Source organism: Lentzea sp. NPDC006480 (genome assembly GCF_040611995.1).
In the GTDB taxonomy this organism is placed as follows: Bacteria; Actinomycetota; Actinomycetes; order Mycobacteriales; family Pseudonocardiaceae; genus Lentzea.
Map to the genome: position 1 here is coordinate 1 of NZ_JBEXPJ010000136.1, position 24,977 is coordinate 24,977.

Genomic DNA, 24,977 nt, shown 5'->3' on the forward strand with positions numbered 1-24,977 from the left:
GCCTCGGGACATCAAACTCGACACAGGTGGTTCCAGACCCGGCACAGGCCTCAAGCCCGGCACGGATCTCAAGCCCGGCACGGATCTCAAGCCCGGCACGGATCTCAAGCCCGGCACTGGTGGTGCCAGGTTCGGCTTGGCGGGCAATGGTTCGTCCGAGAGTCTTCTGCCGCCGTACAGCCCGGCCCCGCCGTATGCGCCGCCGTATACGCCACCGTATGCGGAGCTGCCGGGTATCGCCGGTGGCGACAACCGAAGCGGCAACGGCGGCGGGAATGGCGGGACTGCCAGTGCTATCTCCGGTGGCCGCGACTCGGGCAGTGGTGTGGGTGGTGCCGGTAGCGGTGGTGTCAAGGTCGGCAGTGATACCGGCGATCTGGGCAGCGACGGCACCAGCAACGGCCCTGATGGTCTGAGTCACCCGCCAAACACCTCGCCGCCGAACACCCCGTTCTCTTCGGCCACGCCGAAGATCGACGTCAGGGAGACCAGCAAGACGCCGGTTTCCACCGATACCGCCGGCGCGGAAATCTCTCCGGAGGTCGTCCGGGCGCCTCAGGCCGGCGTCACGCTCGAATCCGACGTGCCGGTACCGGTCGCTTCCTCTACCGGCCAGAACCTTGCTGTCGGCCAGGATTTCGGCAGCGATCTGTCGGACAGCGATTCCGATTCCGGGACCGATTCGAAGACCGACTTGGTCTTCGACTACGACCATGGTTCCGCCACGGACATCCGCTACGGCCCGTACTCGGACACCGAGGTCGGGTCCGATGTGGACGAGGGCCTCGAGCGCGGCAAGGGGAACGACGACTCCCGTGAAGGGTTGCTGGGCGTGATCGACTCCGATCCCCGGCGTTGGGGCCGGTCAGGTGACGAGGTCGAGTCGCGGTTGTCGTCCTATGTCGAGGGGTTCGGCGAGTCCGATGTTCTTGCGGGGATGCCATCGGGTTCGCTGAGGGCGCCGATCGTGTCGTCGCAGCCGGTACAGCCGTCGCAACCGGTACAGCCGGTGCTGGACAGTGGGGATGGTGTGATGTCGGGCCGAGGTCCGGTGGTTCGGGATGATCTGGTGATCGTCGCCGATGGGCCGGTGGAGTCGGGGCAGGGCCAGTCGTCTTCCGAGGGGGGAGGGTCCACGCGATCGGAGACGGGCCGGTTCTTGGCCTCTGGGGGTGTGGTGGGTGCGCCTATTCGGCGGGAGATTGATTTCGAGACGGCTTTGCTCTCTGCTGTCAACGCGCAGTTGGTGCGGTGGGGGTGGCCGGGGGGAGAGATCACCGTCGAGACACTGCGGTCGGTACGGGCGGAGGTGGATGTGGCGGGTTTTGTGCTGCCGCGGGATTCGGCCGGTGCCGGGGTGACGCTGTCGCAATGGGTGGTGTCGGGCCGGATCGGCCAGATGCTCGGTGGAGCACGCGGAAACGCACAGAGCGGGGAAGGCGGTGCAGCGGGACGCGGTGCAGCGGGACGCGGTGCAGCGGGACGCGGTGCAGCGGGACGCGGTGCAGCGGGACGCGGTGCAGCGGGACGCGGTGGAGTTCGGCCGGCTCCGGAGGACGGTGACACCGGGCCGCCGCAGAAACGCGCGCGGACTGCACGGGCGCCTCAGGACTACATCGACGCCCTGACCACCGCGCTAAAGGAGGGGCGGCTGCCCGCGGCGGACCCTCAGGGCGTGAGAGCTGTACCCCGTCGATCGCTGATCGTGGATTTGCCGGACGGGCGGCCGTTCCCACTCGGACAACGGCTCTACAGCCTGGGGCGGGGGACCGGGGCCGGGGTGTTGTCGCCGGGGCTGCGGCAGGCGCTGACCACGGCCGGTTACGGGCATCTGCTGGACGTGCGGCCGGAGGGTGGGTGGACTGAGGAGCACTATCTGCAGGCGCTGGCCACGGCCACGGCCACGGGTTTGTTACCGGGCTGGGACGAGACCGGCGACCGCGGCCTGCCCACCCAGGCCCTGCGGGTGCGGGTGGAGGGCAGGTACCAGTTCCCGCTCGGACAACGGCTCCACAACCTGGGGCGAGGGGTCGGGGTCGGGGTGTTGTCGCCGGGGGTGTTGCAGGCGCTGGTCGAAGCCGGTTACGGGCATCTGCTGGAGACCGGTCCGGACGGTGGGTGGACTGAGGAGCACTATCTACAGGCGCTGACCACAGCCACGGCCACGGGCCTGTTACCAGGCTGGGACGGGCACAGCCCCCGCGACCTGCCGGCGCAGGCCATGCGGGTGCCGGTGGAGGGCGAGCACCAGTTCCCGCTCGGACAACGGCTCTACGAGCTGGGGCGGCGGGGGGCCGGGGCCGGGGGGTTGTCGCAGGAGGTGCGGCAGGCGCTGGACGAGGCCGGTTACGGGCATCTGCTGGAGTCGGTCCCGGAGGGTGGGTGGACTCAAGATCACTATCTGCAGGCGCTGACCACCGCCACCACCACGGGCCTGTTACCGGACTGGGACAGGACCGGGGAACGCGGCCTGCCCCGCAGTAACCTGCGGGTGCCGGTGGAGGGCGGGTACCAGTTCCCGCTCGGACAACGGCTCTTCGACCTGAGGCGGGGGTTCGGGGTCGGGGTATTGTCGCAGGAGGTGTGGCAGGCGCTGACCCGCGCCGGCTACGGGCATCTGCTGGAGGAGGGTCCGGCGGGTTCGGAGGGTGGGTGGACTCAAGATCACTATCTGCAGGCGCTGACCACCGCCACCACCACGGGCCTGTTACCGGCCAGGGACGAGACCGGCGAACGCGGCCTGCCCAGCTCTGACCTGCAGGTGCCGGTGGAAGGCGGGCACCGTTTCCCGCTCGGACAACGGCTCTACAAACTGGGGCGAGGGCGCGGGGGCGGGAGGTTGTCGCCGGAGCTGCGGCGGGCGCTGACCCGCGCCGGGTACGGGCATCTGCTGGAGGCGGGGCCGGAGGGCGGGTGGACTGAGGAGCACTATCTGCAGGCGCTGGCCACGGCCACCACCACGGGCCTGTTACCGGTCTGGGATGGGACCGGCTCCCGTGGCCTGCCCAGCTATGGTCTGCGGGTGCCGGTGGAGGGTGGGTACCTTTTCCCGCTCGGGCACCGGCTCTACCTGTTGGGGCGGCGGGGGGCCGGGGCCGGGGTGACGCCGGGGGTGCGGTGGGCGTTGGCCCGCGCCGGGTACGGGCATCTGGTCGGTGTCGATCACGGGGTCGGGGTCGTGCAGGAGGAAAGCCTGCTGGGGTCGGGTCTGGTCGCGGTCGAGGTCGCTCGCGATGGTGACTGTTTCATGCGCGCGCTGGCGCTCACGGCAGGCCTGCGTGACGGGGACGGCACCCTGTTCACCGCTGAGCGGATCCGAGCGGACCTTGTCGCGAGTCTGCGTGCTGACCTGGCGCTGCCCGTGGCGTCACGGGTGTTGTGGGTGCCGGCGGTCGAGGACTTCATCGCCGCCAATCTGCCCCCGGTACGGCAGGGCGAGCACGATCCCGGACCGCATGAGCGGGTGATGGCGCTGATGGGCATGACGGGCCTGTACGACAATGTCGCCGGTGACCTGGCCCCGAACGTCGCGGCGCACACCTACGGGTTGAGCCTGTACGCGCACAACCCCGACGGCAGTATCAGTCATGTGGCCGGGACCGCTGGCCGCCGGGTCGATCTGGTGCACCTGACCCTCGTCCAGGCGGGAATCGACCACTGGATGGCCACCCGCCCGGCCGCCGGCACGGTCACGGAGCTGGCCGACACCGCACGCCGGGACGGATGGCGCGCCGAGGAGAACACCGCCCACCTCACCCCGCCCGCAATGTTCCCCGCGATGTTCACAGTGGGACGGCAGGGGCTGAGCAGCCAGCAAACCGACGAACTCACCGCGATCGCCACCGAGGTGGCCCAGGGCCTGAATCTGCAGCTCGACGAGCAGACCGGCACCGTCACGGTCGAGCAGCGTCTGCTGGCATGGACAAGCGGCGGAGTTTTCAGCGGCGCCGACAACCGGCTACGACAGGTACGCGAGACCCTGGTCACCGCACTCACCAGCACACTCGAGGGCACGCTGGGTGGCGTACCGCAGGAGTACCGACCAGCGATTCCTGCGCATGCCGCCCCGGCCGCGCAGTGGATCGCGCAGGCACTCGTGGGCAACTCCACGGTCATGCCCGCTCTCGCGGACATTCCCGCCGAGGTGGTCTGGGTAGCACGGCTTCGCACCCCGTACCGATTCACCAGGTCGTCGATGACCGACCAGGTCATCGTACAACCGAACCCGACCCTGACCCTCCGCTCCGGAGAGGCCCGCTCCTGGGACGTGATCCTGCCCTGGACCCAGTCGTGGGACACGCTCGGCCTGCCTCATCCGCAGCTGTCCCCGATAACCGAAGCCCTGCGCACACCACCGGCACGGACCAGGTCCGGGGCCCGCCCGCGCTGGAGGGTCGAGGTGATCGGATACGGCCCCGCCGGCCTCGCCCACGCCCGCCTGGTGGCCCAAGGGCTGCAAGAATCACTGACAAGCCCCGACGACCAACCACGGCCCGCACGAGTGCACCTGATCGCCAGCCGGGCCACACGCCCAGGGCCGGCACCGGCCGCCCACAGCACCGGACAGTGGGAACACCGGCGAGTACGCATCGTCCTCCCAGACCAGCCCGCCAACCCCGACACCCACAACACGGCCCGAACCTCCACACAACGCCCAGCCGCTCACCACCCCGGCCCCAGACCGGCGACCTCCACGGCCCCGCCGAACCCCTCCCCCCGCCCCACCAGCCCACCACCGCAACCGGTAATCGCCCTCGACCTCGACCTCGACCTCGACATCCTGGCGACACGCGACCCGAACCCCCCGCCACCGGCAACACCCCCCACACTTCCCCAGACAGGACCAGCCGACACCCACAACACCGATCCAGCCACAGACGACTGGACCGACCTATTCGGCGAAGACAACACCGCAGACGACGCAGACGACGTGACCGCGGACAACCCCAACCCATCCGTCCCGGTCACGGATGCCGGCCGAACAGCAGCTCACACCCCCACCCCAGCACTCCCCACCCCCGACGGGCTCGATCCCGACGGGCTCGACTTCGGCGCACCCGACTTCAGCGCACCCGATTTCGGCGCGCTCGACTTCGGCGCGCTCGATTTCGGCGCACCCGACTTCAGTGCGCTCGACTTCAGCGCACCCGACTTCGGCGGGCTCGATTTCGGCGGGCTCGATTTCGGTGCCTCCGATCCGGGATTTCCGGACGTGGGCGAGACGGAATCCATAATGGCGGAATTGCAGCCGCATGAGTGGTACTTCAGCGACGCCGGCCCGAGCGACCCGATGCCGAACCACCACGGACCAGATCCCGCGTTCGGACTCCATCCTCTACCCAGCCTCCTCGTCGACCAGGACATGACCGGACCACCCCGTGACCGGGCCAGGGACCTCCTGGCCCGGCATGGCGTTCCTCAGCCTCTGCCGCTACCGTGGATCAACGAAATAGCTCATCTGATAAGCCTCGACGATATCGAGGCAGCCACCGCGATGGCCATCATGTTCGCAACGCACCAATCACCACCGAGACAATGACGTGACCTCAACGAGTTTCAGGTGAGTCGGCCGTGCTTTGATATACCCGCGGCTTCACCAACTGTTTTTCGGCCTGTTCCGGCCCTGGGTGTGTCAAACGGGCGGCTCTGTCCATGATTGCGTGATCAAGCGTGGCGTCCTTCGTCGCGGTGCGGTCAGTTGGTGACAAGGATTCTTTTGCGCAGCAGGCTGGAGCTGACTTGGCCGTAGGTCTGGCGCTGAGCCGCTTGATCTTCGTGTTCACGCCTTGGTGGATCAGTTGCTGTAGGTGATGGCGCTAATGCGTCAGCAGGGCTGGTCGATCTCGGCGATCGCCCGGCATCTCGGCGTGGACCGCAAGACGGTGCGCGCGTATCTGTCCGGCGAGCGCGAGCCGGGGCGGCGGCAGCGCACGCAGCCGACGCTCATCGACCCGTTCCTCGAGTACTGCCGGGTCCGGCTGGCCGACGACCCGCACCTGTGGGCGTCGACGCTGTTCGACGAGCTGGCCGAGCTCGGGTTCACCGGCTCCTATCCGTCGCTGACCTCGGCGATCCGCGCACACAAGCTGCGCCCGCACTGCGAGCCCTGCCAGGTCTCTCGCGGCCGCGACGTCGCGATCATCGCGCACCCACCGGGCGAGGAAACCCAGTGGGACTGGCTCGAACTACCCGACCCGCCAGCCACGTGGGGCGTCGGCCGCCACGCGCATCTGCTGGTTGGCGCGTTGGCGCATTCCGGTCGCTCGCGCGGTGTTCTGGCCGATGCCGAGGATTTCCCGCACCTGATCGAGGCCATGGACGCGGTCGTGCGTCGGCTCGGCGGGTTACCGAGGTCTGGCGGTTCGACCGGATGGCCACGGTCTGTTTCCCGTCCTCGGGCCGGATCACGCCTGCGTTCGCCCAGGCGGCCAAGCACTACGGCGTCCGGTCGGTGACCTGTCCTCCTCGGCGCGGCAACCGCAAAGGCGTGGTGGAGAAGGCCAACCACTCCGCGGCGCAGCGCTGGTGGAGCACCCTGGGCGACGACGTCACCATCGCCGAGGCGCAGGCCGGGCTGGACCGGCTCGCCGCCACAATGGACGGCCGCCGCCGGGTCCGCGACGGTGCACGCACCACCGTCGAAGCGCTTGCCGTGGCCTAGCTGTGCTGCTGACGGTGGTCGTTGACAACCTGGGCTTGGGTGGGGGTCTTCTGTAGCAGCCTCTCATAGGGAGTCTGGCCGCCGAGGCCGCCGTGTGGGCGGTGGTAGTTGTAGTAGTCCTCCCACTCCTTGAGGCGTTCGTTGAACACGCCGGCGTCGCCGATCACGACACCGTCGAGTAGCCGGTAGAACTCTTCGGCATCGATGCGGTGGGAGCGCTCGACTTTCCCGTTGAGCCGCGGGGTCGCCGGGCGGATGTAGACGTGGCCGATGCCTTTGTCCAGGGCGTGCCAGCGGAACGCGGACTGGAACTCGGCGCCGTTGTCGGTCTGGATCTTCTCGACCTGGAACGGCAGCCGGGACAGCACGTAGTCCAGGAACTGGATCGCGGTCTTCTGAGACCGTCGAGTCCTTCCTCCTCGTAGCGTCGCTTCCAGCGGTAGAACACCGTCCTGCTGATGCCGTAGTAGCGGCAGGTTGCCGCCACATTGCCGCTGACCTCGTCGACGTGCTGCAACACGGCCAGGCGCCGACGAGCACGCCTGGCCAAGTCCTTCTCGCTCCATACCCGCTCAGCCATGGGCCTCCTCCGGTTCAGGAGCCCAGACTGTCAACAACCTCAGTCAGTTTTAGACCTAGCACCTTCATCCGGCGCCGCTGATCGCGTTCCCGGCGGAGTTCGACGTCACTCGTGTCGTCACCGCGCAGGCGCTGATCTCCTTTCGTGGCAATCAGTACTCGGTGCCGCCGGGTCTGGGCGGCGCCCAGGTTCAGGTCCGGCACCGGCTGGGCGCGGACGAGCTGCGCATCGTCACCGCTCGCGGCGCGGTGGTCGCGGCCCACCGTCGCGCTCCCGACGGCGCCGGACGGGTGATCCGCGACGACGGGCACGTGGTCGCGCTCGAGCGGGCCGCGCTGGGCGCGTTCTCCATCAGCAAGCCCTGCACCCACAAGACTCGCCGTCCGCCCTCGGCGGCGGCGCTGGCCGAGGCAGCCCGGCTGCGCGGCCTGCCGGCGACGGGGCCCGCAGCCCACGTCGTGATCGACCTGTCCGCCTACGCCGCCACCGCGGCCAGGCTGGACAGAGCACCCACCCATGAGTCCCAACCAGAGTCCGAGGAGGACTGAAACTCTTGTCTGCCAACAGATCAGGGCCACAGATGAGTGAGGCCCGCCGCTATCAACAACTCCGCGCGCACTTCTCCTACCTCAAACTCGACAATGCCGCCGAGGCCCTGCCGAGGATCCTCGTCGCCGCCCGCGCCGAGAACCTCTCGCTCACCGCCGCGCTCGAGCGGCTGCTGGAGATCGAGGTCACCGCCACCGAGGAACGCCGCCTGGCCGGACGGCTGCGGTTCGCCTGCCTGCCGGATCCCTGGACGCTCGCGAACTTCGACTTCGCCGCCCAGCCCGGCGTCGACGAGAAACGCATCCGCGACCTCGCGACGATGCGGTTCCTCGACGACGCCTCCAACGTGTTGCTCGTCGGCCCGCCCGGAGTCGGCAAGACCATGCTCGCCACCGCGCTCGCCAGAGGCGCTGCCGAGGCCAGCAACCGGGTCTACTTCACCACCGCCACCGATCTCGCCGCCCGTTGCCACAAGGCCGCGGTCGAGGGTCGCTGGGCCACCTGGATGCGGTTCTCCGCCGGACCGAAACTCCTTGTGATCGATGAACTGGGCTATCTCCCGCTGCCCGGCGAGGGGCGTCCGCGTTGTTCCAGGTGATCAACCAGCGCTACCTGAAATCCAGCACGATGAGCAGGGCGACGATGGTGACGGGCCCGCCGCAGTGCGGGCAGTCGCGTTGGGCGACGGTCTGCGGTAGCTGCGCTGCAGGCGCTGTGGCCGCGGGTGTTGCTGGGTGCTGCGACTGGGAAGTGCGCTCGACCTCGCGTCGGGCCGCACCCAGACGACCTCGACGGCCGGGAACGTGATCGCCTGAAGGAGATCCTGGCCCGCAGTTCGACCTTGGAGAGGTTGGCCTACCACGTCGCGTCCTTCGCGGAGATGATGACGGGCCGCCACGGCGAGCGCCTCGATGCATGGATTGCTGGCGGTGGAAGCGGATGACCTTCCGCAGTTGCTTCGCCGAGTACCACAGCGACATGGACCACATCCCGGAAGTCGCCCTGTGGACCCCGGAAGTCCTCGAAGGCGTCAGGGCCTCTTCAACTGGGGCCCGCCCCCCACCCGCCTCCTTCCTCGACCCGGAGGACCTGGCCGACCTGATGATCTCGGGCCACGCCTGACCCCTCGGCGCTCGGTCAGGTCACGAGGCCCCGGCGGTGGGCGTAGACGACCGCCTGCACCCGGTCGCGCAGGTCCAGCTTGGTCAGGATGCGCGACACGTAGGTCTTCACCGTCTCGTGGCTGATCACCAGCGCCGCGGCGATCTCGCTGTTGGGCAGGCCTTCCGCGATGAGGCGCAACACCTCCAGCTCGCGGGGCGCCAGTGGGACCTCGGCCTCGTTCCCAGGCCTGATCCGCGCCGCGTACCGGCCGACGAGCTGGCGGGTCACCTCCGGCGCGAGCAGCGCGGCACCGCCGGCGACGATCCGGATGCCGTGCAGCAGCTGCGCCGGCGGAGCGTCCTTGAGCAGGAACCCGCTCGCGCCGGCGCGCAACGCCTCGTAGACGTACTCGTCGAGGTTGAACGTCGTCACCACGAGAACCTTGACGGGATCGGCGACTCCCGCGCCTGCCAGCAACCTCGTGGCCTCGATGCCGTCGAGCACTGGCATCCGCACGTCCATGACCACCACGTCCGGTTCGAGTCGCCCGGCCAGCTCGACCGCGGCGCGCCCGTCCCCGCACTCCCCCACCACCTCCAGGTCGGGCTGCGCGTCGATGATCGTGGCGAACCCGGTGCGGATGAGCGCCTGGTCGTCGCACACGAGCACGCGGATCGGCGCGGTCACGACGGGTTCCCGGCCGGGATGCGCGCGCGGACCACGAAGCCGCCTTCGCGCTGTCCCGCGGAGAACTCGCCGCCCAGCACGTCGACGCGCTCGCGCAGCCCGGCGAGGCCGCGCCCGCTGCCGCCGCTCGCCGCGGACGACCGGGCGCCGTCGGTGCCGACCTCCACGCTGATCTCCCTCTCGCCGTACCGGACGTGGACCGTCGTCCGCTCGCCGTGCGCGTACTTGAGGGCGTTCGTCAACGCCTCCTGCACGACCCGGTACGCGACGGCCTCCGCGCTGCCCGCGTCCCGCGCCGCCTCGCCCTCCTCGGCGAACTCCACCGGCTGACCTGCCTGCCGGGTCTGCTCGACCAGGCCGCGCAGGTCGCCGACGGACTCGCCGCGGTGGTCCGGGTTCAGCACGTCCAGCAGGTGCCGCAGGTCGGTGAGCGACCGGCGGCCGGTGTCCGTGATGGTCTGCAACGTCTGGTCGAGCCGGTCGGGCGACGCGGTCAGGTACCGCGCCGCCTCCGCCTGCACCACCATCGCCGTCACGTGGTGGGTCACCACGTCGTGCAGCTCGCGGGCGATGGACGTCCGTTCCGCGGCACGGGTGGCCTCGGCGACGTGGCGCCGGCGTTCGGCCTCCGCACCGCGCGACAGCCGCAACCACGCGCCGATGCCCCACGCGGCGGCCAGCGCCAGGTAGAACGTCACGAACCCGGCCACGCCCTCGCCGGAACCGCCGCGGTCGAGCCCGATCGCCAAGGCCGCGTAGGCGACGGTCGCCACGATCACGGTCACGCGGCGGTGGAACTCCACGTGCAGTCCGGCGCTGATCAACGCGATCGGCAGCGCGGTACCGGAAACGGTGTGATAGCCGCGCAGCTGGTCGACCGCGAAAGCGATCGACACCAGCGCGAGGCAGACCAGCGGCCACCGCCTGCGCACGACCAGCGGCAGGCATTCGAGTGCGATCACCGCGACGGCGAGCGCGTCCATCGGCCGCGACGGCAGGTCGCCGAGCTGCGTGCCTTTGCTGTGCAGCGCCGGCACGAAGGAGGCGACGACGAGCAGCAGCGCGATCGGAGCGTCCTGGACCGTGACGTCCAACCGGCTCCACAGGTCCCGGATCGCGCGGCTCACGCGGCGAGCGTAGCGGCCGGTGCGGTGCGTCCCCGGCGCGGCACGATGGTGCCCCGGCGCTTCGCCAGCCACAGGAAGACCACCGTCACCACCACGCCGGCCAGCAACGAGTACCCGCTCGCCTCCGGCCCGAACTCGCCGCCGCTGACGAGCGCGGGACCGGACGTCACCCCGTCCAGCAGCCCCTGCGGAGCGTCCTGCCCGGACACGCTGGTGCTGAAGACGCCGCCTTGCGCGAAGTTCCAGCCGAAGTGCACCCCGATCGGCACCCACAGGTTGCGCGTGGCGGCGTACACGGCTGCGAGCATGAAGCCCGCCTCGACCGCGATGGCCAGGGCACTCCACACCGTGGCGTTCGGGTTGAAGACGTGCGCGAGCCCGAACAGCAAACCCGTCAGCGCCAAGGAGATCCACGTCCCGAGACGCTCCTCCACGACGCGGAACAGGATGCCGCGGAACAGCACCTCCTCGGTCACCGCGGCGGCCGCCATGAAGCCGAAGATCGCGACCGCGCCTCCCACCGAACCCCAGCCGTGCACCTCGTACCCGCCGAGGAAGGCGATGTTCACGATGACGACCACGAACATCCCGATCCCGATGAGCACTCCGCGCCCGACGGCGGCCGGGGCGCCCTTCAGCGCGACCTCGACCGGTTCACGACGCTCGGTCCGGCGCACCACCCACGCGTACGCGGCCAGTGCCAGCGCCGCCGTGGCGACCCCGAGGACCAGGGTGAGCGGGGCGTTCCAGCCCATCGCCTGCACGGCGGCGCTGCCCGCCATCGACACCAGCGCGACCAGGACCAGCTGTTTCACGATTCGCATGCCCGGAACGCTAGAGATTTCGCGGTCCCGGAACGTCACCGCGCGGTGGACATCCGCGGGTAGCTCGTACGGGGGACACGACCCCAACAGTCCACTCAGGACATCAGTGCCTCCAATGCCACCGCCGTGTCCGGATGGCGGCTCAGCGGCGCCACCCCACCCGGCGCGGTCTGCCACTCCCCCGCACATCCCAACAACCCCGCAACCGCATCACACGTCTCCGGATGAGCGGCCAACAGCGCCAGCCCCTGTCCGGTGCTCTTGCGCACCGCGACAGGCACGGGTTCGTCGAGCCACGGCGGCACCCACGCGTCCAGTGCCGGGAGCCGGCCGGGGAACAACCGTCCGGCTTCCTTGATCAGCAGCGGCACGAACTGCGCGCCACGCGAGCGCAGCGTGCTGATCAGGCTGGGCAGCCACGGCAACAGCAACGGATCCGGCAGGTGCGCGAACGCGTTGGACATCGTCTCCACCACGAAGTCCACCAGGCTCGGCACCGGATCGAGCGCGTGCACGAACCCGCTCAGGTAGCGCGGATAGCTGGGCAACGACAGCGGGTTGCCCAGCAGGTCGTCGCACCGAGCACGAAGTTCCGCCCGCGACAGACGGCCGAGGTGGACCTGAGCGGCCCACAGCAGCGCCACCTTGGACGGCTCTTCCGGGTGCGACTGCGCCACCGCGAGTTCCAGCTGCGTGCGGTCGCAGCCCAGCGACAAGGCCAGTGACTCCATGCTGAACAGGAAGCCCAGCATCGCGGCCACCTGGTCGACGCCCGCTTCCTCCTCGGTGAACGCCGTCGGCAGCAACGTGCAGTAGTGCGCGTAGCCGGTCCGCACGAACGACTCGATCCACTGCGGCAGAACGGGTTCGTTCGTGCGGTAGTAGGCGAGCAGACGGCGGGACCGCTTCAGGACCTCCGGTGCGCCGTCGACCGTGCGTTCGCCCGACAGCACCTCCAGCGCACGGATGCCCAGCTCGGCCGCCAGCCGTGGGCTGTGCAGGTACCGAATCGCGTCCTCGACGGCTTCGAGGACGGTCGCGGTGGTGGCCTGCGGGTCGTATGCGCTGCGGCGCAAGCGTTGTTCCACGACCTGCTCGACGCTGACGCCCTCGTAACCCAGCTCGATCAGCGACCGCTGGTGCGTGCCGAGGGCGAGGTCCCACGACTCCTGGATCGGGCATTCACCCAGCTTCCGCTCGCCCATGATCGGGCGGGCGGCGCCGTGCGGCAGCAGGTAGCGCAGCATCCACAGCAGGGTCGAGCACGCTTCGAGCTCCGGCTGCGAGGTGATGTCGAGCAGGGCGCGCTGCACACCTCGTTGCTGGAGCTTGAGGTTCAACGGGGCGAGCCGGTCGTGCACGTCGCGCGCCAGCGGTGGCAACGCGTCGTAGCCGACCTGCCCGATCCGGTCGCCGCCCATCATGATCTCGACCAGGCGCCGCACGTCCCGGCGACCGGGCACGACGTCCTTCTCGATGCACGTGACGGCGGCGTCCTGGAAGTCGTACGGCGTCGGCCGCGCCCGATCCCGCATGCCCGCCAACAGGATCGACGTCTCGAAAACCGCGATCGCGTCAGCCGTGGAGGCGAGATAGCCGTTGCGGCGGGCCGCGCGGACGATCTCCACGGACCAGCCCAGCAGCTCCTCCTCGTCCAGCCGGTCCAGCATCGGAGGACGTTGCAGGAAGCCGGAAAGCTGGTCCACCGCGGCGATTTCCGCGACCGGACCAGGCAGTGCGGCCTGTTTGCGAGCCTTCTTCCCGCCGGCCTGACCAGCGAGCTGGAACGGCTTCACCTTGGTGCGCTTGAGGTTCTTGGCCCACTCGGTGGCCGCGATCGACACCGAGCCCGCCGCCAGGCCGAACTGCGCCTCGATCGCCGCGTGACTCGACGGGATCAACCCGTGCTGCCACTTCGTCGCACTGCGCGGGCTGATCACGAAGCCGTCGCTGCCGTCGACACCGAACTCCGCGACCCGGCTGGCCGCGTGGAAGGCGCCGCACACGTACAGGCATTCGGCCGGGTCCGCGCCGCTGGCAGCCAGGTGCTCGCGCATCCGGGTCCACATGTACCGCTCGCGGTCCTCGTCCACCCGCACCCGGTGCGTGTCGCCGGGAGCGAGCCGCCGGAACAGGCTGCCGATCAGGAACATCACCTGGCGGTACGTGTCGTGGTCGCTGTCGCCGAGCGGGAGCTCGACGTACTGGTGCCACCACTCCGACCAGTGCCGCACCTTGCCGTGGTGCAGCAGGTGCTCCTCCAGCTCCGCGAAGCGCGGCCGCAGGTCACCGATCTCCACACCGACCGCGTCACCGTGCAGCGCGTCCTCGTCTGAGGCTTTCGTCTCCGGTGGCTGCCACTGGAACACGTGGTCGGACGAGCGGTCCACCAGCACCAGCTCGACGCCCGGCGTGTCCAGCGCGTAGGCGATCGCCTGGTACTCCGCGGACGCCTCGGTGATCGGCGCGACGACCGACAGCGGCGCCCAGTCGGCCGGGAACCCGTCGATCTCACTGGCGAACGCCTGCACCGCGACGGGGAGACGGCAGTTGCGCAGCTCGGTGAGCAGCGGCGCCATGTCCTCGCACAGCTCCAGGTAGATCACCTTGGGCTGCTTGTCCCGCAACCGGCGGGCCATCGCCACGGCAGACGCCGGCGAGTGGTGGCACACCGGGAAGATCTCCAGCGGCTCCCGCACCGCGCGGTCCACGTCGTCGACCATGCCGAGCAGGATGCCCTCCAGGGCACCGGGTCCGTCGGAGAACGCCGTCGCCGCCTCGTTCAGCTGCGTGCGCAGCGACTCGAAGCTCACGAGAGGGTGGCGATCGTGTCGCGGCCGCCCGCCAGGAACTCCGGCCACAGCCCGCCCTCGTCCTTGCCCCGCGGCTCAACGACGCCGTGCAGGTACTTGTTCATGATCGCCAGGTCCTCCGGCGCCCGCCGCGACAGCGACCCCACCAGCGAGGAACCGAGCGTGCGCGCGGTCAGCTCGCGCGAGCCGAAGAAGTTGCTGTGCAGGATCGCGTCCTCCAGCACACCGATCTGCTCGGCGGTGGAGAGCGCGGACTCCAGCTTCTCGTCGTCGCTGCCCGCCGCCGCTGAGGCCGCGCGCAGGTCGGCGAAGCTGCGCAGCAACACGTCCAGCAGCGTCGGCGGCACGTCCAGCTCGATCTGGTGCCGGCGCAGCAGCTCCTCGGTACGGAACCGGACGATCTCGGCCTCGCTCTTCTTGTTCGTCACCACCGGGATGCGCACGAAGTTGAACCGCCGCTTCAACGCCGACGACAGGTCGTTGACGCCCCGGTCCCGGCTGTTCGCGGTCGCGATGACCGAGAAACCGGGCTTGGCGAACACGATGTTGTCGTTGTCCAGCTCCGGCACCGAGATGTACTTCTCGGACAGGATCGAGATCAGCGCGTCCTGCACGTCACTGGTCGACCGCGTCAGCTCCTCGAACCGGCCGATCGTGCCGGTCTCCATCGCGTTCATGATCGGTGACGGGATCATCGACTCGCGGGACTGCCCCTTGGCGATCACCATCGACACGTTCCACGAGTACTTGATGTGGTCCTCGGTGGTGCCCGCGGTGCCCTGCACCACCTGCGTGGAGTTGCGGGAGATCGCGGCGGCCAGCAGCTCGGCCAGCCAGCTCTTGCCGGTGCCCGGGTCACCGATCAGCAGCAGACCGCGGTCGGACGCCAGCGTGACGATGGCGCGCTCGACGATGCTGCGATCACCGAACCACTTCTGCGCGATCTCCCGGTCCAGGCCGTCGGACCGCTCGGCACCCAGCACGAACAGGCGGATCATCTTCGGCGACAACCGCCAGGAGAACGGCTTGGGGTTGTCGTCGACCGACTCCAGCCAGTCCAGTTCCTCGGCGTACTTGAGCTCGGCGGGGGCGCGCAACAGGTCGGACATGTGTGGTGCCTTTCAAGAAAGTCAGATGGTGAGGAAGGTCTTGAGCTCGTGGACGAGCTTGCGGATGTGACCGGAGATCACCGGTGTGCCCAGGTCCTTGAACCGCTCGCGGAACCACGGGTTCACGCTGCCGCGGCCGGAGCTGGTCACCGAGCCGACCGGGATGAACTTGGCGCCGGAGCGGTGGATCGCCGCCATCGAGTCGTAGAGCTGCTCGCAGTAGGACTCGTAGAAGTCGGAGATCCACACCACCACGGTGTTGCGCGGCTCGGCGATCTTCGGCTGGGTCAGCGCCATCGCGACCGTGCCGTCGGTACCGCCACCGAGCTTGGTGCGCAGCAAGGTCTCGAACGGGTCCGCCACCCACGGCGTGAGGTCCAGCGCCCTGGTGTCGTAGGCGATCAGGTGCACGTCCACCTTGGGCAGCCCGGCGAAGATCGAGGCCAGGATGGTGCAGTTGACCATCGAGTCGACCATCGACCCGGACTGGTCCACCACCGCGATCAACCGCTGCGGCGTGGTCTTGCGCGCGGTGTGCCGGTAGTAGAGGCGGTCGACGTAGAGCCGTTCCTCCTCCGGGCTCCAGTTCGTCAGGTTCTTCCAGATCGTGCGGTCGAGGTCGAGGTTGCGGAACACCCGCTTGGGCGGCACCGACCGGTCCAGCGCGCCGGCGGAAGCCTTCTCCACCTGCGTGCGCAGCACCTCGGCCACCTCGTCCACGAACCTGCGGATCAGCGACTTGGCGTTGGCCAGCGCCACGCCGGACAGGTTGTCCTTGTCCCGCAACAACTGCTCGATCAGCGACATGCTCGGCGTGAGCTGGGCGGCGAGCTTCGGATCAGCCAGCACCTCACGAAGGTGCATGCGCTTGACCAGATCCGCTTCCAGGGCACCGAGCTCGGGCCCGATCTGCGGGATCAGGTTGCTCAGGTCCGGCGTGCCGGAGCCCATCCCGGTGCCGGTCTGCCCGGCCTGCCGCCCGTTGCCGCGCAGCTGCCCGGGCTGACAGCCCAGCGCCCGTTCCAGCCAGCCCGCGTCGGCCTGCCACCGGGACAACTGCCCGGCGGTGACCGTGCCGGACCCGGTGCCGAAGACGTTCAGCAGCACCTTCCCCACCAGCGCGGCCCGCCGCACCTCGGCCGCCTTGTCACGTTCGTCGGCTGGTCCGGGAACCATCAGGCCGTCGAACTCGGCGGCGAGCTCCGGATGACGCTGCACGATCGAGTCGACCCCGGCCTGCGGGTCCAGCAACGCCGGCGGCAGCCCGATGTCCTGCAGCACGGCCAGACTGGCAGACTCCAAAGTGGACTGTTCCTCGTGGTCGAACAGTCGCGACAACAACCGCCAGTAGAGCACCTGCCGCCGGTTCTCCTGCGCGTCGCTCATTTCCGCAGCAACCTTCCGGCACGCTCCCGAAGCACGGTCGCCGCGTCGGTAGCGGCCTTCTCCGCCTTGACCCCGGCCTTGTCCACCGCGCCACCGGCCCACGCACCAGCGTGCAGGGCCACCGTCTTCTTGCGCACGGTCGTCTCCACGGCGAGCGGCTGAACCCGGAACACCCCCGCGTCCCAGCGCAACAGCCCGATGCACGCGTTCGAGGTCGCCACCGCCTCCGGAGTGAGCGGCCCGGCCACCGGCACCCGATCGGTGTCCACCGCAACGGACTGCCCGGCAACGTTCAGGGATTCCCCGCCCTGCTCGGCGGTGTAGCCCTCCAGGAACACGGGCACGGCGATGCGGGCCGGATGCCGGTCCAGCGGCGCCGTCGGCAGCGTGCTCGCGGTCGGCAGCACGACCCGCGCGGTGACGAACGGATCAGCGGCTTCGCCGAGCTTCGCGTGCTCGTCCGCCCACACCAGATCTCCCTCAGCGGTGATCGGCATGTCGGTGAGCTCCATCGCCTTGCCCTCGCTGACCGCCTGCAGCAACGACATGTGCGGCCGCAGCAACTGCCAGATCCCAGCGCCGATGATCGTGTCCGGCTTCGGCGCGGACACACTGGCCCGCACCAACCGCGGCGTGCCACCGTCGGCTGGTTCGAACACCGCGTGCACCTGAGCCTGCGCGGCAGTCGCGTGCTCGTGCAGATCCACCCCCAGCGGCAGCAACCGCCCGGAAACCGTGCTGATCGAGCTCTCAGCCGCCCCCGGCAACGTCAGCAACATCGCCCGCGACCACAGATCTCCCCAGCGCCGCACCGGAATCCGCTCCAGCGCCGACCCGGGACACGAGGCGGCCAGCTCGGCCGCGAACCCGTCCAGCAACACCGCCAGCCGCCGCAGCCGTGGCTCCGGCAGCAACGCGGAGATCACCGGCTCGGCCCCGGAAACCAGGTCGTGGTCGATCCCCTGCCACCCGGCCCGCGCCAGATCGGTCAGCCACGACCGCGCGGCCAGCAACAGGTTCTCCGCCTGCCCACCGCCACTTGGCAGCGCAACGACGGCGTCCCCCCGGCCGCGTCCGGTCGCCTGCTCGACCCGCGCCAGCACCGCGTCGTGCACCGATCCGAACAACGCGATCCGCGCCGCCGCAAGGGAAACGAAGTGCTCCTCCCCAGCCGCCCCGGCCGCCGCCTTCTCGGCGGCCTCGGCCACCTTGGCCCCCAACGGCGACGCCGCCACCGCCTCGGCCAGCGCCACCAGCCCGGCAGCCTGCGCGGCTTGCGGCCGCAACAGCCCACCGGCCAGCGCCTGATCAGCACCCGCGATCACGGCGAGCACCTCGTCGACCCCGTCCAGGGCGTCCGCCAGCAGATCGACCCGCATCACACCACCGCCCGGGTAGGCGGAAACCACTGCAGCTCAGGCACCGCGACCGTGGTCGCGGGAAGCTCCACATAGGCCAAATGCCGCAGGAACCGGCTGAACACCTGCGCCGCGGCGGCACTGTCCGCCTGCGCAGGCCTCGCCCCCATCATCTGCGAGTAGATCGCCTGCGCGTCCATGTCCGCGGCATCCACCCTCAAGTACCGCGCCACCCGTTCCACCCCGTACTGCAACACCGCCTCGGTGATCAGCGCGTGGATGTGGTTGCAGAACGACCCCCGCGCCCCGCCACAAGGCCTGTTGTTGTTGGTACTACAAGCGAACTCGTAGCTCCCCACAGCAACCGAAGACACGTACACCCGCTCGATGTCCGACCCACTGGACACCACCCCCTGCAGCCGCCCGTCCGCCAGCTCGACGAACGGCACCTTGGCGAGCTTGCGCGGCCGCGCCGGCGCCAACACCCGCGCCGTGCTCGCACTTTCCCAGTCCGACAACGAATCCTCTCCTCGCCCCCGAGCAACCCATCCGCCCTTCCAGCGGCACAGGAGAGACGTTAGCGACGAGGTCTGACATTTTTCGGCCGATGCCCCCAGAGACCCTCTGACCAGGCAACCCCGACCAGGAGGTCGTAAGTTCAACCGGGTGAGCAAGCTGCGCCCGATCGACCTGGCCCGTGAGCACTCGATCACGCCCCAAGCCGTCCGCAACTACGAGACCGACTGCCTGATCCCGCCCGCGGACCGCACCGCCAGCGGCTACCGCGTCTACACCGGCCTGCACGCCGCGGCCCTGCGCGCCTTCCTCGCCCTGGTCCCGGCCCACGGCCACGCCACCGCCCGGGAAATCATGCGCGCCCTCAACACGAACCAGCTCGACGCCGCCCTCTCCACGATCGACCGCAGCCACGCCCAACTCCAACGCGACCGCGAAACCCTGGACGCAGTCGCGGAAGCGATCGGACACCTGACCGCGACCCCGCAGCCTGCGCCCGACCGGCGCTCGACGTCCAGCATCGGCGACCTGGCCCACCGCCTGGACGTCACCACCGCAACCCTGCGCAACTGGGAGGACGCCGAAATCGTTGTCCCCCAACGCTCACCCGCAGGCCACCGCACCTACGACGCGGCCGACGTCCGGGACGCCGAACTGGCCCACCTCCTGCGCCGCGGCGGCTACGGCCTCGACCAGATCGCGGTCGTCGTGAAACAGATCCGCACAGCAGGCGGCACGCAGGCTCTCTCCGGCGCGCTGGACGAGTGGCGCCGACGCCTGACCACGCGCGGCATCGCGATGCTCGACGCCGCCAACCGCCTCTCGGCCTACCTGGCGTTCCTCGACGTGACCTGAGTACGACGGTGGCCGGACGCCTCAGCGCCCGGCCACTTGAGAACAGGTTCGTCAGCCCTTCTTCACGATGCCCGGCAGCGCCTTCTCGGCCAGCCGGACGTCGGTGAACGCCTCGAGGCAGACGCCGTCCCTGCCGCCGCCGCTGTGGATGCCCTTCGCGACGACCTTGCCGCCGCTGACCGTGTAGATCGGGCCGCCGGAGTCACCGGGCGCGGTGCAGGTGCCGCTCTTCTTGCCCAGAGTCATGTTGCGCGCCAGCTGGCCGTCGCGGTACCGCACGTTCGCCCTGACGTCGGACACCTTCCAGCCGCACAGCTCACCCTTCGTGGTGCCGCCAGTGCAGTACTTGTCGCCGATCTTCGGCGACCTGCTCGCGACTCCCTTGACCGTCCGGTACGTGCCGGAGTTCGGCCCGCCGACGTACATCGCCCCGCCGGTCATCCAGTTGCCGTTCATCTTCACCAGCGAGAGGTCGCCGCTGTAGTACGGCACACCGCTCATCTTGGTCGAGCCGGTGGTGTTGTTCCAGTTGTCCTTGACGACCTTGCCGATCTTCGTGCTGCCGTAGTGCGGCATCCGCACGTCGCTGTTGGCGCTCGTGCAGTGCCCGGCGGTGAGGAAGTAGCTCTCGCCCTGGTGCGTCCAGGAGAATCCGACCGTGCAGGTGCCCATGTTGGTGTTGGTGGTGGAGCCGCCGTAGAACGGGTTCGCGTCGTCGTCCCGCGTGTACTCCGCGGCCATGGACGCGCCCGGAGTCAGGTGAACCGCGACCTTGTCGGCGCCGAAACGACCAGCCAGCGCCGTGCGGGTCTCCTCGGTGAGCGCCGAGGCACGCACCACCACGCGGTTGTGCTCGGCGTCCACGGACGCCGCGTACATGTTCGCCGCACCAGGCACATCCGACTCCAGCACCGCGTCCTTCACGGCGTCGAGGTCGGCGAGGCTGTACTTGGCCCGCGGCGTGCTCGGGTAGAACATCCGCGGAATGACGATGACCTGGTCGGGTTCCTGGGCGACCGCGGGCGGCGGTTCCTCGGTCTTGCCGGACAGGACACCGTCCTGCGCCGGATCGTCGTTGCCGTTGTCCACTTCGGACGGTTGAACGGCGATGCTGGACGCCGCGTAGGCGACCTTGGTCGAATCCGCCTCGGCCCGCACGCCCGCGACGATCCGCCCGGTGGCGCGGTCCACATAAGGCGGAGCGAGATCCGCCGGGTCCGCCTCGGCGCGCACCTCGGCCGTCTCCAGAGCCTGTGCCACGTCGTCGGCGATCTGTTCCGGCAGCGCGGGCGGTGTCGTGAACACCTCGACCGCCGTGGAGGTGGCCGGTTGGTCACCGGTCACGTCGGTGTCGCTCGAAGCGGCACTGGCCTGTCCGGCACCGAGCACCGCCGCGGCCACCGAGCCGGCGAGCACACAGCTCAGGAGCCGGCGCTTGGGTCTGTTCAAAGGAAAACCCCCATCAACCAATGGATTTGTCGCATGCGTTGTTCTCCGTGTCGGCAAGTTAGGAACGGGCGCTGACAAACCGCTGACAGGTGCCGCCGCGAGGAAAGCCTCTTGAACTCAGGCGAAAACGCCCATAGCGGAGCATCGGCCGCCCGTGGCGGACCACGGTGTCAGAGCTTTGTCAGTGCCATGTCCGAGCCTTGGTCAAAGGCACTGCGCTCGCGCTGTCCCCACTTCCGAGCTTTGACCGAACGGAACAAACACCGCATGAACACGAAGTTGAAGACCAAGGGCGCCGTCACGGCGCTGGCGACCTTCGCTGTCCTGGGCAGCCTGACGTTGAGCGCGACGCAGGCTTCCGCCGCGACCGTCGTCAACATGGAAGCCACCGTCCTGGCCGCCCAGATCGACCCCCGGCGCGCCGACGACACGCTGACCCCCGGCGCCAAGGACTCCGTGCTGGCCGTCGAGCGGGCACTCCAGGCACGCAACCTGCTGGACGCCCAATGGGTCGACGGCTACTTCGGCACCACGACCATCAAGGCGTACGCGGCCTACCAGCGTTCGCTCGGCTACACCGGACTGGCCGCCAACGGGCTCCCCGGCGCGAGCTCGCTGGCTTCGCTCGGGCAGGGCCGGTTCACCGTCTCCCACGTGATCAAGCCGGGCTCGAAGGTCGCGCGCGACGGGTACGTCGTCAACACCCGCACCCAGGCGATGCTCACCGAGGCCGAACGTCTGCTGAACCGTCACCTCAAGCTCGACCAGGGCTCCTACAACCCCGGCGGCGACCCGACCTCCGCCGGCACCCACGACGGCGGCGGCGTCGTGGACATCAACGTCGACGGCATGTCCGCCGACACCCGCACCGCCGTCGCCAAGGCGCTGCGCCAGGTCGGCTTCGCCGCCTGGGTCCGCAGCCCGTCCCAGGGCCAGTGGCCGTGGCACATCCACGCCGTGGCGATCAACGACACCGACCAGGCCACCCAGGCCCAGAACCAGGTCGGCGACTACTACCTCGGCCTCAACGGCCTCGGCAACCGCCACCCCGACGACGGCCCCAAGGTCCCGATCAAGACCTGGGAGGACTACCAGCGCGCGCAGTGACCAAAGCCCAGCCCCCGATCACCACCACACTTCACCAAAAGGGAAACCCGTGAAAATCGCACGCACGATGCTCGCCGCCGCCGGGGCCGCACTGGCCCTGGTCGCGCCCCTCATGCTCGCCGCCGCCTCCCCCGCCTCCGCCGCGAGCCGCGACGGTGACTGCGACAGCGGAGAGTTCTGCCTCTTCTACAACAGCAACCAGGCCGGCTCGATCTCCGACTTCACCGGCTCGATCGACGACTACGGCGCCACCCAGCCGTCCTGCTACGAGTTCAAGGGCGCCGGCGCCGGCAAAGGCCTGTGCGTGAAGAACGCCGCAGCATCAGTGCGCAACCGCACCAGCCACACCGTGCGCGTCTACTTCAACAGCAACTACGGCGGCGCGAGCCAGGACTTCGCCCCCGGCGCCTCCGGCAACCTCAACGCCACGCTGAAGAACAACAACGCCAGCCACAAGTTCCTCACCAGCGGCGGCGGCGGTTCGGAAAGCCCCACCAACGACTACGACGGCCGCCCCCGCGGCTTCGCCCAGGACAACTGCACCGCCTTTGCGGCCTACCGGATCGCCAGCAGGCTCGGCGTCCCCAGCTTCAGCAACTCCTACGGCGGCACCACCTGGGGTAACGCCGGCACCTGGGACGACGCCGCCCGCCGCGTCGGCGTCACGGTCAACAAGACCCCGAAGGTCGGCGCCATCGCCGTCAACGACGTGCACCGCGTCGGTCACGTCGCCTACGTCAACGCGGTCCACTCCGACGGCTCGTTCGACGTCGAGGAATACAACTGGAACAACCCGCTCGCCTACGGCACCCGCAAGAACCTCCACGTGAGCAACGCCCAGGCGGACTTCCAGTACATGCTCCACTTCTGACCAACCAGTGATCACCCACGAGGTGCCGGTACTCCGTACCGGCACCTCGTGTTCGCAGATTACCGCGCGCCCAGGCCATCCGCGGACGGTCCACGCTCCTAGCGTGAGAGCGAGCGTCGTTGGTGTAGAACGAAAAGTTGGGCCGCAAATAGCCCGTGTGCGGACCGAGTTCCGCCGGGCACCGGGCTCCGTTCACGGGCAGCACGCGTCGGTGAGATAAGCACGGACATACCCGCCCAAACACTGGTTTCCCAGCAGAAACGCGGCATGCTCGTCGCCGTGCCATACGGTTCGCGCACCTGGATGCTGACCAGTCACGTGCGCGGCACCCAGGTTCGGTGTGTTGTTGTCGCGCTCGCCGATCTCGATCAACAGCGGCGCGTCGTTGAAAGGACTGGACAGGTGTGTCGGCGGTCCCTTGACGCCGACACACTGCGCGACCTGCATGCGCGCCCCAGCCAGCCGACCCTCGGCGTCCATTTCCGCAACCGCTCCTGGAAAGCGTGAACCTCCTCCACGGAGGGCACATCTAGAATGAAGTCATGGCACAGCAAGCCTGGCTGCACACTTCTACACTCCTCTGGTGGCGGATCCAAAGGGAACTCGCCGCCCTTCAGGGCCCATGACAGGTCCGGCCACCGCGGCAGCGTCACCCGATCAGCACACCGATCTGGGCCCGGCGCACCAGTCGCGGAACCGGAACAGCTGCGCCTTCATGGTGTGCGCGTGATCGCGATACATCCGGTCGATCCGCCCACCGAACTGGCGGAGGTACGCTTGGCCGTAGCTGATGCCGTAGAGGTTTCCGAGATACCGCAACCGTTTCTGGCCCAAGGCACTCCGCAACGCGGCCAAGTCGTTCGCCATCTGCCACGACGTCAGGTGCTGGTACGTGGGACCCGCCGCCTCGCGGCAGCTCGCATCGTAGGCCCGGTTCGCCTTCTCCTGCGCGGCCCAGGAACCCCGGACGAACCCGTAGACCGAGAGTGCGGGTCGGAACGGATCAGCGTGCCGTTGCCCGGCGCGACCCAGCCCCGGCGGGTCGAACACCACCACGTCGAGGTGCCAGACCAGTTCCCGCAACGGGGGCGGCACAACGCACCCAGCATCGCGTTCGTGCTGTTGCCCCGCGCCAGGTTCACGATCACCGAGCCGCGTTTCTCCTCGGTGGCGCGCAGCCGGGCCAAGTTGACCTTGGTGACCGCTCCGCACGGCGTGTGCCAGTCCGCCGACAGGGTCAGCGTCGCGCACTGGACCTCGGCCGCGCAGTCCTGCCACGCGAGCTTCGCGGGCGCCCCAGTGCAGAGTCGAGGCGAGCAGAATCAGCACGATCGCGGCTTTCATGGCCGTCGACGTCAGGGACGGCCTACCGTGGACGCGTCGCGCTGGCACGCGATCTTCGGCGTGCCTCTCAGGATTGACGGTAGGGTCGGATTCGTGCTCGTCACGGACATCGTCCTGGCGGTCGCGCTCGCCGCGACCGTCCTGGCAGGGGATTACGGTACTACTCGCTGTGGCGCTACGCAGCCATCTCAGGCGATATCGAAGCCACGGCGAGGCCTCACACCCTCTCCACAGTCGAGTCACACCGCTCGCGCATCCCGGCCAACGGGATGGGCTCACAGGTAAAGGCGCTGTTCCAGCCGGTGAAGTCGTCTCCGATGGTTCCGGTGGTGTCGCCGTACATCGAGTCGTAGACGAAGCGTCATTTCTCCACGTGCTCGCTCACATCCACATCCGAGCCCTCGGCAACCCCAGGGACCATGTAAGCCGCCAGCTGTTGTTCTCCCTGCCGGTCCGACAGCCTCAGACGGTGCTGGTGGTAGACGATCACCCGGTGGTCCGGTTCGGGCTGGCGGCTTGCTGTCGCGGTTGTTCAACGTGATCGACGCGGCGACGGGCGAGGGAGTCGGTGCGGCTTGCATCCACTGTGGACGTCGTGCTGCTGGATCTCCATGGCGGTTCTCATCTCAGTCCCTCC

The 24,977-nt window shown here is 69.1% G+C and carries 21 protein-coding genes and 1 pseudogene; 9 read left to right on the forward strand and 13 right to left on the reverse strand.

The genetic code is table 11. The features are described 5' to 3' along the window. Positions 1-3,918 precede the first annotated feature (3,918 nt). The 3 genes from ABZX92_RS35265 (at position 3,919) to ABZX92_RS35275 (ending at position 6,661) form a co-directional block, all read left to right on the forward strand. Positions 3,919-5,256, forward strand: a complete 1,338-nt coding sequence (locus ABZX92_RS35265; RefSeq protein WP_355569330.1) for a pentapeptide repeat-containing protein — start codon at positions 3,919-3,921, stop codon at positions 5,254-5,256. A gap of 563 nt (positions 5,257-5,819) precedes the next feature. Beyond that, positions 5,820-6,455, forward strand: coding sequence for a hypothetical protein (locus tag ABZX92_RS35270; protein ID WP_355569275.1), 636 nt, complete (start codon positions 5,820-5,822; stop codon positions 6,453-6,455). Next, positions 6,452-6,661, forward strand: coding sequence for a hypothetical protein (locus ABZX92_RS35275; RefSeq protein ID WP_355569278.1), 210 nt, complete (start codon positions 6,452-6,454; stop codon positions 6,659-6,661). The genes ABZX92_RS35270 and ABZX92_RS35275 overlap by 4 nt, the downstream gene beginning before the upstream one ends. On the opposite strand, the gene ABZX92_RS35280 is transcribed toward ABZX92_RS35275, so the two are convergent. Next, positions 6,658-7,029: an integrase core domain-containing protein gene (locus ABZX92_RS35280; protein ID WP_355569280.1), complete on the reverse strand. Its 372-nt coding sequence runs from the start codon at positions 7,027-7,029 to the stop codon at positions 6,658-6,660. The genes ABZX92_RS35275 and ABZX92_RS35280 overlap by 4 nt on opposite strands. A 23-nt stretch (positions 7,030-7,052) precedes the next feature. Continuing rightward, positions 7,053-7,241 (reverse strand): annotated as a pseudogene (locus ABZX92_RS35285) (helix-turn-helix domain-containing protein); the annotation flags it as partial. A 161-nt stretch (positions 7,242-7,402) separates the two neighbouring features. Here ABZX92_RS35285 and ABZX92_RS35290 point away from each other — a divergent pair. From ABZX92_RS35290 to ABZX92_RS35300, 3 genes are all read left to right on the forward strand, one after another. Continuing rightward, a complete protein-coding gene (locus ABZX92_RS35290; protein WP_355569283.1) occupies positions 7,403-7,789 on the forward strand; it encodes a hypothetical protein in 387 nt (128 codons plus the stop codon). A gap of 32 nt (positions 7,790-7,821) precedes the next feature. After that, a complete protein-coding gene (locus ABZX92_RS35295) occupies positions 7,822-8,388 on the forward strand; it encodes an ATP-binding protein (protein ID WP_355569286.1) in 567 nt (188 codons plus the stop codon). Between the two features lie 341 nt (positions 8,389-8,729). Continuing rightward, positions 8,730-8,912, forward strand: coding sequence for a hypothetical protein (locus tag ABZX92_RS35300; protein WP_355569289.1), 183 nt, complete (start codon positions 8,730-8,732; stop codon positions 8,910-8,912). A 15-nt stretch (positions 8,913-8,927) separates the two neighbouring features. On the opposite strand, the gene ABZX92_RS35305 is transcribed toward ABZX92_RS35300, so the two are convergent. From ABZX92_RS35305 to ABZX92_RS35340, 8 genes are all read right to left on the reverse strand, one after another. Continuing rightward, positions 8,928-9,581, reverse strand: a complete 654-nt coding sequence (locus tag ABZX92_RS35305; protein ID WP_355569291.1) for a response regulator transcription factor — start codon at positions 9,579-9,581, stop codon at positions 8,928-8,930. Continuing rightward, positions 9,578-10,708 carry a histidine kinase gene (locus ABZX92_RS35310; RefSeq protein WP_355569294.1) on the reverse strand — a complete coding sequence of 377 codons (1,131 nt, stop codon included), beginning with the start codon at positions 10,706-10,708 and terminating at the stop codon, positions 9,578-9,580. Before ABZX92_RS35310 ends, ABZX92_RS35305 begins: the two co-directional genes overlap by 4 nt. Next, positions 10,705-11,532, reverse strand: a complete 828-nt coding sequence (locus ABZX92_RS35315; protein ID WP_355569296.1) for a CPBP family intramembrane glutamic endopeptidase — start codon at positions 11,530-11,532, stop codon at positions 10,705-10,707. Before ABZX92_RS35315 ends, ABZX92_RS35310 begins: the two co-directional genes overlap by 4 nt. A 95-nt stretch (positions 11,533-11,627) precedes the next feature. Continuing rightward, on the reverse strand, positions 11,628-14,345 hold the full coding sequence (locus tag ABZX92_RS35320; RefSeq protein WP_355569299.1) for a DUF5682 family protein: 2,718 nt from the start codon (positions 14,343-14,345) through the stop codon (positions 11,628-11,630). Continuing rightward, on the reverse strand, positions 14,342-15,454 hold the full coding sequence (locus tag ABZX92_RS35325) for an AAA family ATPase (RefSeq protein ID WP_355569301.1): 1,113 nt from the start codon (positions 15,452-15,454) through the stop codon (positions 14,342-14,344). The genes ABZX92_RS35320 and ABZX92_RS35325 overlap by 4 nt, the downstream gene beginning before the upstream one ends. Positions 15,455-15,475: 21 nt before the next feature. Next, complete coding sequence (locus ABZX92_RS35330; RefSeq protein WP_355569304.1) at positions 15,476-16,840, reverse strand: VWA domain-containing protein; 1,365 nt, start codon at positions 16,838-16,840, stop codon at positions 15,476-15,478. Further along, on the reverse strand, positions 16,837-18,219 hold the full coding sequence (locus ABZX92_RS35335) for a hypothetical protein (protein WP_355569307.1): 1,383 nt from the start codon (positions 18,217-18,219) through the stop codon (positions 16,837-16,839). The genes ABZX92_RS35330 and ABZX92_RS35335 overlap by 4 nt, the downstream gene beginning before the upstream one ends. Beyond that, positions 18,219-18,716 carry a hypothetical protein gene (locus ABZX92_RS35340; RefSeq protein ID WP_355569310.1) on the reverse strand — a complete coding sequence of 166 codons (498 nt, stop codon included), beginning with the start codon at positions 18,714-18,716 and terminating at the stop codon, positions 18,219-18,221. The genes ABZX92_RS35335 and ABZX92_RS35340 overlap by 1 nt, the downstream gene beginning before the upstream one ends. 148 nt (positions 18,717-18,864) lie before the next feature. Here ABZX92_RS35340 and ABZX92_RS35345 point away from each other — a divergent pair, with 148 nt between their 5' ends. After that, positions 18,865-19,569: a TioE family transcriptional regulator gene (locus tag ABZX92_RS35345; protein WP_355569313.1), complete on the forward strand. Its 705-nt coding sequence runs from the start codon at positions 18,865-18,867 to the stop codon at positions 19,567-19,569. A 51-nt stretch (positions 19,570-19,620) separates the two neighbouring features. On the opposite strand, the gene ABZX92_RS35350 is transcribed toward ABZX92_RS35345, so the two are convergent. Continuing rightward, complete coding sequence (locus ABZX92_RS35350) at positions 19,621-21,018, reverse strand: trypsin-like serine protease (RefSeq protein WP_355569316.1); 1,398 nt, start codon at positions 21,016-21,018, stop codon at positions 19,621-19,623. Between the two features lie 267 nt (positions 21,019-21,285). Between ABZX92_RS35350 and ABZX92_RS35355 the strand changes: the two genes are divergently transcribed. Both ABZX92_RS35355 and ABZX92_RS35360 read left to right on the forward strand, forming a co-directional pair. Next, positions 21,286-22,125 (forward strand): peptidoglycan-binding protein, encoded by an 840-nt coding sequence (locus ABZX92_RS35355; RefSeq protein ID WP_355569319.1) that lies wholly within the window; start codon positions 21,286-21,288, stop codon positions 22,123-22,125. A gap of 49 nt (positions 22,126-22,174) precedes the next feature. After that, positions 22,175-22,996: a CHAP domain-containing protein gene (locus ABZX92_RS35360; protein ID WP_355569322.1), complete on the forward strand. Its 822-nt coding sequence runs from the start codon at positions 22,175-22,177 to the stop codon at positions 22,994-22,996. Between the two features lie 192 nt (positions 22,997-23,188). Here the strand turns inward: ABZX92_RS35360 and ABZX92_RS35365 are convergent, their stop codons facing one another. Together ABZX92_RS35365 and ABZX92_RS35370 are read right to left on the reverse strand one after the other, a co-directional pair. Continuing rightward, positions 23,189-23,476 carry an alpha/beta hydrolase gene (locus tag ABZX92_RS35365; protein WP_355569325.1) on the reverse strand — a complete coding sequence of 96 codons (288 nt, stop codon included), beginning with the start codon at positions 23,474-23,476 and terminating at the stop codon, positions 23,189-23,191. 177 nt (positions 23,477-23,653) lie between these two features. Continuing rightward, the gene (locus tag ABZX92_RS35370; RefSeq protein ID WP_355569327.1) at positions 23,654-24,091 is read right to left on the reverse strand and encodes a hypothetical protein; all 438 of its coding nucleotides are present in this window, start codon (positions 24,089-24,091) and stop codon (positions 23,654-23,656) included. Positions 24,092-24,977: the final 886 nt, after the last annotated feature.

What these genes read in the sequence shown, in the direction of transcription:
- ABZX92_RS35270 (WP_355569275.1), top strand. Translation starts at nt 5,820, where the DNA reads ATGCGTCAGCAGGGCTGGTCGATCTCGGCGATCGCCCGGCATCTCGGC.
- ABZX92_RS35300 (WP_355569289.1), top strand. Translation starts at nt 8,730, where the DNA reads ATGACCTTCCGCAGTTGCTTCGCCGAGTACCACAGCGACATGGACCAC.
- ABZX92_RS35325 (WP_355569301.1), bottom strand. Translation starts at nt 15,454, where the DNA reads ATGTCCGACCTGTTGCGCGCCCCCGCCGAGCTCAAGTACGCCGAGGAA.
- ABZX92_RS35365 (WP_355569325.1), bottom strand. Translation starts at nt 23,476, where the DNA reads ATGGACGCCGAGGGTCGGCTGGCTGGGGCGCGCATGCAGGTCGCGCAG.
- ABZX92_RS35335 (WP_355569307.1), bottom strand. Translation starts at nt 18,219, where the DNA reads ATGCGGGTCGATCTGCTGGCGGACGCCCTGGACGGGGTCGACGAGGTG.
- ABZX92_RS35330 (WP_355569304.1), bottom strand. Translation starts at nt 16,840, where the DNA reads ATGAGCGACGCGCAGGAGAACCGGCGGCAGGTGCTCTACTGGCGGTTG.
- ABZX92_RS35295 (WP_355569286.1), top strand. Translation starts at nt 7,822, where the DNA reads ATGAGTGAGGCCCGCCGCTATCAACAACTCCGCGCGCACTTCTCCTAC.
- ABZX92_RS35355 (WP_355569319.1), top strand. Translation starts at nt 21,286, where the DNA reads ATGAACACGAAGTTGAAGACCAAGGGCGCCGTCACGGCGCTGGCGACC.
- ABZX92_RS35315 (WP_355569296.1), bottom strand. Translation starts at nt 11,532, where the DNA reads ATGCGAATCGTGAAACAGCTGGTCCTGGTCGCGCTGGTGTCGATGGCG.
- ABZX92_RS35265 (WP_355569330.1), top strand. Translation starts at nt 3,919, where the DNA reads ATGGACAAGCGGCGGAGTTTTCAGCGGCGCCGACAACCGGCTACGACA.